The 7253-nt window shown below is 75.0% G+C and carries 2 protein-coding genes; both read left to right on the forward strand.

The features are described 5' to 3' along the window. The first annotated feature begins 358 nt into the window (after positions 1–358). Positions 359–1210, forward strand: a complete 852-nt coding sequence (locus ACFXPK_RS23010) for a helix-turn-helix transcriptional regulator (RefSeq protein ID WP_385078173.1) — start codon at positions 359–361, stop codon at positions 1208–1210. A gap of 468 nt (positions 1211–1678) precedes the next feature. Then, on the forward strand, positions 1679–7253 hold a 5575-nt coding region (locus tag ACFXPK_RS23015; protein ID WP_385078176.1), incomplete at its 3' end, for a beta-ketoacyl synthase N-terminal-like domain-containing protein.

Here is a 7253-nt window from a genome sequence, read left to right on the forward strand (position 1 = left end):
CCCGCCCGTCCCCCCGGGTGGCCCCGGGTCCCCCCCGGGGGGGGTGTCCGCCCCCCCGGCCCCGCCCGGGGGCCCCGGCCCGCCTACCCCCCCCCCCGGGACGGTGCGGAAGAACACCATGGCACCGTGTGACACCGCGAAGAGTGTGACAGGCGGTGCCAGGTGCACATGGGTGTCTCGCCTGCAGTGCTCTCCCAGGCGTGGGACCGCGCCCGAGTTTCCAGCGGGTCCCCGGAGGCAGGATCGTCAAGAAGTGGGTGCGTCTCGACCGGACGGCCGGCCGCCACCGGCCAGGGCGCGCGCTGCCTGGGTGCGGCACACCCGGGCAGCGGTGCGGGCCACCGCCTAGCCTGGAGGCATGGACGACAACCACCTCGGGGACTTCCTGCGCACACGCCGCGCCGCGCTGCTGCCGCAGGACGTCGGCATGGCGAGCTACGGCGCCCGCAGGGTCGCCGGGCTGCGCCGCGAGGAGGTCGCCGTCCTGGCCGGGATGAACGCCGACTACTACACCCGCCTGGAGCAGGGGCGGGAGCGCAACCCCTCACCCCAGGTGCTCGACGCGCTCAGCCGCGCGCTGCGTCTCGACACGGACGCCCGCGCGCATCTGTTCCGGCTGGCCGGGGCCGTACCGGGCGACCGGCCAGCCGCCCACGCGGCCGAGGGGGTCGGACCGGCACTGCGCCAGTTGATGGACGGCTATCCGAACACCCCGGCGTTCGTCATGAACCGGACCCTGGACCTCCTGGCCACCAACGCCCTGGCCGACGCGCTCTTCGCCCCGTTCGAACCGGCGGACAACCTGGCCCGTATGGCCTTCCACGACCCCGCGGGCAGGCACTTCTACCGGGACTGGGAGTACGCGGCCCAGGCCACCGTCGCCAATCTGCGCCAGGCGGTCGGCTTCGACCCCGGCAACCCACGGCTGCGCGAACTCGTGGACACCCTCGGCGAGCACAGTACGGAGTTCGCCCGCCTCTGGAACGCGCACACCGTGCGCGGCAAGACCCTGGACGCCAAGCGCCTGCTGCACCCGGACGTCGGCCCCCTCGCGCTGACCTACCAGGCTTTCGACGTACGCGACGCACCCGGCCAGCAGCTCGTCATCTACCACGCGGAACCGGGCAGCCCCAGCGCCCAGGGCCTCGATCTCCTCGGCTCCATCCACGCCACCCGGCGGGAGGCCGGGCCCCGTCGCCACGCGCGGTAGCCCCGCCAACGTGCCCTCCTGGGTGCGCTGATGACGGTGCGTCAGATGCCCCGTCCGACGTGTTCACATCGACGTCCATGTCTCCGCCTGCGTGAAGTGGCCGCAGTGCGGTTGTTGTCCTGGGCCGGCGTCGCGGGAGGGGCTCGCCGTGCGCTCGTCACGGAGCGTGCGCGACCCGGGTCGTGGGTGGGTGTCGCACCGAGGAATCGCGTGATCTGCCGCACATTCCAGTGAGGGTATTGCGACGGCTGCGTTGCTGCCACATGACGCATTCACATGGTGGGCACTGCCGGGTCGTCCGGTGTTTCGGTGAATGCCTCGGAGCGGTACTCCGCGTGCGTGGATTTCGGTATTCGAAAGGGGATCGCCCGGGTCGACCGGAGCAAGTGGTGACTCTCAGCGACAGGTTGACCGCTTGTCATGACCCCAGTTGACTACCGCGCATCACTCCCCCCACAGGAGACTCCCATGCGGACGCTCGCCACCCCTGCGCCGTCACAGGCACCGAAAGACGCCGTCCTCGCGGTCAACCCGTTGCACCGCCCCTCGCCCCGCCTCACCGCCGCGGCCGGCCGGGCCGGCGCCCTCGGCGTGCTCGAACTGCCCGGGCGCCGCCGCGAAGCCATCGAGGTTCTGCGCCGCACCGCCCGCTGGTCCGCGGGCCGTCCCTTCGGGGTCCGGGTCCGGCCGGGGTGCCCGATCGGCGTCGCGGACCTTCCCGAGGGGGCCGCGACCGTGCTGCTCGCCGACCCCGCGCGGAGCGCCGCCGACTTCCCCGGGCGCCGCGTGCTCGTCGAGGTCACCGGCCTCGCCGGAGCCACCGCCGCCGTTCACACCGGCGCCGCCGGGCTGCTGCTGCGCGGCGGCGAGTGCGGCGGCCGGGCCGGTGAGCTGAGCACGTTCGTCCTGCTGCAAGGGGTACTCGCCGACCCGGGGATCACCGTCCCGGTCTGGGCGTGGGGCGGCATCGGCCCCCGTACGGCCGCCGCCGCGGTCGCCGGGGGAGCGGCGGGCGTCGTCCTCGACATCCAGCTCGCGCTGCTCGACGAGGCCGAACCGGACGCCGAGACCGTCGAGGCACTGGGCTCACTGGACGGTTCCGAGAGCGTCCTCGTCGACGGGGTGCGCTTTCTGCGCCGCCGCGGACCGCACGCCCCCGAGCAGCCCGCCGACGGTGCCGCCGCCGAACGGGCCTTCACCGCCGCCGATCCCGTACGGCGCCTGCTGCCGGTCGGTCAGGACGGCCATCTCGCCGCGTCCTTCGCCGCCCGCTCCACCACCGTCGCCGAGGCGATCCGGGGGATCCGCGACGCGATCGGCCGGGCCGCAGCCGGCGAGCGGGCCGCCGCCGCGCTCGCCGAGGACTCCGCCGGGGCCCGTGCGCTCGGCACCCGCCTGCCCATCGCCCAGGGGCCGATGACCCGGGTCAGCGACGAACCCGCGTTCGCAGCCGCCGTGGCCGCCGAGGGCGCCCTGCCCTTCCTCGCCCTCGCCCTCGCCGACGCCACGCGGACCCGGGACCTGCTGGAGCGCACCCGGGACTCGCTGCCCGAAGGGGCCTCCTGGGGCGTGGGCATCCTCGGCTTCGCCGACGAGCGGGTCAAGGAGGCGCAGCTCGCCGTCGTCCGGGAGCTGAGACCCACGCACGCCGTCATCGCGGGCGGACGCCCCGCACAGGCCGCCGCCCTGGAGGCGGAGGGCATATCGGTCTTCCTGCACGTGCCCTCGCCGGGACTGCTGCGGCAGTTCCTCGCCGCGGGCGCCCGCAAGTTCATCTTCGAGGGCGCCGAGTGCGGCGGCCACATCGGGCCCCGCAACAGCTTCCCGCTGTGGGAGGCGCAGACCGAGGTGCTGCGCGAGTTCCTCGCCGAACGGGGCCCCGGGACGGCCACGGAGCTGACCGTGCTCTTCGCCGGCGGCATCCACGACGCCCGCTCCGCCGCCATGGCCGCGACCGTCGCCGCCCCGCTGACCGAGGCGGGCGTCGCCTTCGGCGTGCTGATGGGCACCGCCTACCTCTTCACCGCCGAGGCGGTCGGCGCCGGCGCCATCCGGCCGCTCTTCCAGCGGCGGGTCCTCGCCGCGGACCGCACCGACCTGCTGGAGACCGCGCCGGGCCACGCCACCCGGTGCGCGGCCAGCGAGGTCACCCGCGACTTCGCCGCACTGCGGGACGAACTCACCGCCCAGGGCGTGCCGGACCGCGACGTCTGGGACCGCCTGGAACGGTTCAACGTCGGCCGGCTGCGCATCGCCTCCAAGGGCGTCGAGCGCGTCGGGGACGAACTGCGCGCCGTGGACGAGGAACGCCAGGGCGCCGAGGGCATGTTCATGGCCGGGGAGGTCAGCGTGCTGCGCGCCGAGGCCACCACCGTCGCGGCCCTGCACCGGGAGGTGACCGAGGGCGCCGCCGCCTGGCTCGCCGAGCGCGCCGCCGCCGTGCCCGCCCCGGCCGGCGAGGAGGCGCCCGCGCCCCTGCGCGTCGCCGTGATCGGCATGGCCGCGATGTTCCCGGGCGCCCGTGACCTGGGCGAGTTCTGGTCCAACGTGGTGTCCGGCACCGACAGCGTCACCGAGGTGCCCGCCGAACGCTGGGACCCCGAGCTGTACTACGCGCCGGACGGCGACGGCGAACGCACCCCGTCCCGCTGGGGCGGCTTCCTGCCCCGGATCCCGTTCGACCCGCTGAGCTACGGCATCCCGCCCACCTCGCTGCCCAGCATCGAACCCGTACAACTGCTCGCCCTGGAGGCCGCCCGGCGCGCACTCGCCGACGCCGGCTACGAGGGACCGGACGCCGACCACCGGCGCACCTCGGTGATCTTCGGAGCCGAGGCGGGCAGCGACCTCGCCAACGCCTCCACCCTGCGCACCGTGCTGCCCGCCTACGTCGGGGCGCTGCCGCCCGGCCTGGAGGAGCAACTGCCGAAGCTGACCGAGGACTCGTTCCCCGGCATGCTCGCCAACGTCATCGCGGGGCGCATCGCCAACCGGCTCGACCTCGGGGGCGCCAACTACACCGTCGACGCGGCCTGCGCCTCCTCGCTCACCGCCGTCGACGCGGCCTGCAAGGAACTCGTCACCGGCACCAGCGACCTGGTCCTCTGCGGCGGCGCCGACCTGCACAACGGCATCAACGACTACCTGCTCTTCTCCTCCGTGCACGCGCTGTCGCCCTCCGGCCGCTCGGCCACCTTCGACGCGAGCGCCGACGGCATCGCTCTCGGCGAGGGCGTCGCCTGCGTGGCCCTCAAACGCCTCGCCGACGCCGAACGCGACGGCGACCGGATCTACGCCGTGATCGACGGCGTCGGCAGCGCCAGCGACGGCCGCGGCCTCGGACTGACCGCGCCCCGCCCCGAAGGCCAGCGCGCCGCCCTCACCCGTGCCTACGCCAACGCCCGGATCTCCCCGGCCGACGTCGGCCTGGTCGAAGCGCACGGCACCGGTACCGTCGTCGGCGACCGCACCGAACTCGCCACCCTCACCGAGGTGTTCCAGGAGCACGGCGCCGAACCCGGCTCGTGCGCCATCGGCTCGGTCAAGTCGCAGATCGGGCACACCAAGTGCGCCGCCGGACTCGCCGGACTGATCAAGACCACCCTCGCCCTCCACCACGGCGTCAAGCCACCCACCCTGCATCTCGCCACCCCCAACCCGGCCTGGGAGGCGGACACCAGCCCCTTCGCCTTCCACACCTCCGCCGCCCCCTGGGCCGCCGAACCGGCCGACCGGATCGCGGGCGTCAGCGCCTTCGGCTTCGGCGGCACCAACTTCCATGTCGTCCTGCGCGCCCACGACCAGGCGCCCGCCGCCCACGCCCTGGACGCCTGGCCCGCCGAGCTGTTCACCTTCCGCGGCCACGACGAGGAGGCCGCGGCCAAGGCCGCCCGAGCCCTGCTCGCCCTGATCGACCAGGACGCCGGCCACAGCCGTCTGCGCGACCTCGCCCGCCACGCCGCCCACCGCAGCGATCAGGCCGCCGTACGCGGCGAACCCGTACGGATCGCCCTGGTCGCCCGCACGGCGGCCGAACTGCCACAGCTCCTGCGCCGGGCCGCCGAGGGCGAACACGCCCCCGCCGACGGCATCCACCTCGCCCGCGCCGTACCGGAAGAGGTCGCGGAGGGACAGCTCGCGCTGCTCTTCCCCGGCCAGGGCAGCCAGCGCCCCGGGATGCTCGCACCGCTCCTCACGGCCTTCCCCGCACTCCACCGCCACCTGCACCTCGGCGCCCGCTGGGCCGGCGCGCTCTTCCCGCCGGCCGCGCTCGGCACCGAGGCCGCCGCCCGCGCACAGGCCCGGATCACCGACACGGCCGTGGCCCAGCCCGCCCTCGGCATCACCGCGCTCGCCGTCACCGAACTGCTCACCTCGCTCGGGGTGCGCCCCGCGATGGCCGGCGGCCACAGCTACGGCGAACTCGCCGCACTCGCCGCCGCCGGAGTGTTCACCCCCGACGAACTGCTCGCCGCCAGCGCCGCCCGCGCCGAGGCCATCCTCGGCCGGGTCCCGCGGGACGACGCGGGAACCATGGCCGCGGTCGGCGCCCCCGCCGACCAGGTCGAGGAAGTGCTGCGCCTCGCGGACCTGGCCGGCGACGTGGTGGCCGCCAACCACAACTCGCCCACCCAGACGGTCGTCTCGGGCCCCGGCGAGGCCTTCGCCACCGCCGTGGCCCGGCTGAAGGACGCCGGACACACCGTCAAGCCGCTGAAGGTGGCCTGCGCCTTCCACAGTCCGCTGCTCGACGGCGCGGGCGAGGACTTCGGCGTCCACCTCGCGGGAGTGGACCTTCAGCCCCCGGCCTTCCCGGTCTGGGCCAACCGCACCGCGGCCCGCTACCCCGACGACGCCCTGTCCATCCGCGCCGAACTGACCGCCCAGATCGGCTCCCCGGTCCGCTTCGCCGAACAGATCGAGGCGATGTACGAGGCAGGCGCCAGGGTCTTCGTCGAGGCCGGGCCCGGCCGGGTGCTCAGCCGCCTGGTGGCCGACGTACTCGGGAAGCGCCCGCACCGTACGGTGACGCTGGAGGACGGCCGTGACGGCGGACTGCCCGCCTTCCTGACCGCCCTCGCCCAACTCGCCGTCAGCGGAACGGAACTGCGCACCCGGCCGCTGTTCACCGGCCGCGACACCGTCGACCCGGCCACCGCCGGAGCCGTCCGGCGGGCCGGGTTCACCGTCGACGGCCACCTGCTGCGCCGCGCCGACGGCGCCTTCCCGCCGCACGCCCTGCTCCCCGCCCGACCCGTGACGGAGTTCATCGTGTCCGACCCGCGCCACCTTCCCGCGCCGGCCGCCGGTCCCGAAGCGCTGATCGCGGAGTTCCTCCGCGGCAGCCGGGAGATGGTCTCCGCCCAAAGGGACGTCCTGCTCTCCTACCTGGGAACACCCGAACAGCTCCCCGGGGCCGCGCCGTTCACCGCGCGGGCGGTCCCCGCGGCCCACACGGCCGCGGCCGTCGCCACGCCGCTGGCCCTCGCCCCGGCTTCCGTCGTCGCACCCGCGGCGGCGCCCGTCGCCGCTCCGCGCGCCTCGGTCCTGGAGACCGTGCTCGAAGTCGTCGCGGAGCGCACCGGCTACCCGGTGGACATGCTGGAGCCCGGTCTCGATCTCGAAGCCGATCTGAGCATCGACTCCATCAAGCGCACCGAGATCGCCGGTGAACTGGCCGCCCGGCTGGGCATCGCCGCCGAGGAAGCCGGACAGATGGAGGAGCTGAGCGGCGTCCGTACCGCCGAGGGCATCGCCTCGCTCCTCGCCGCCCGGCTCGGCACCACCGCCACCGCTCCCGCCGCCGCGCCCGCACCCGCCGCCGCGGGAGCCCCGGCCCGTGACGTGCCCGTCCTGGAGACCGTGCGCGAAGTGGTCGCGGAGCGCACCGGCTATCCGGTGGACATGCTGGAGCCCGGTCTCGATCTGGAGGCCGATCTGAGCATCGACTCCATCAAGCGCACCGAGATCGCCGGCGAACTCGGGGTCCGCCTCGCCCTGCACGCCCCCGCGGCGGACCTGCAAGTGCTCCGCGGGCGCGCCC

The organism is Streptomyces sp. NPDC059142 (assembly GCF_042755665.1).
Lineage (GTDB): Bacteria > Actinomycetota > Actinomycetes > Streptomycetales > Streptomycetaceae > Streptomyces.

Coding starts and splice junctions, on each gene's coding strand:
- ACFXPK_RS23010 (WP_385078173.1), top strand. CDS start 359: ATGGACGACAACCACCTCGGGGACTTCCTGCGCACACGCCGCGCCGCG.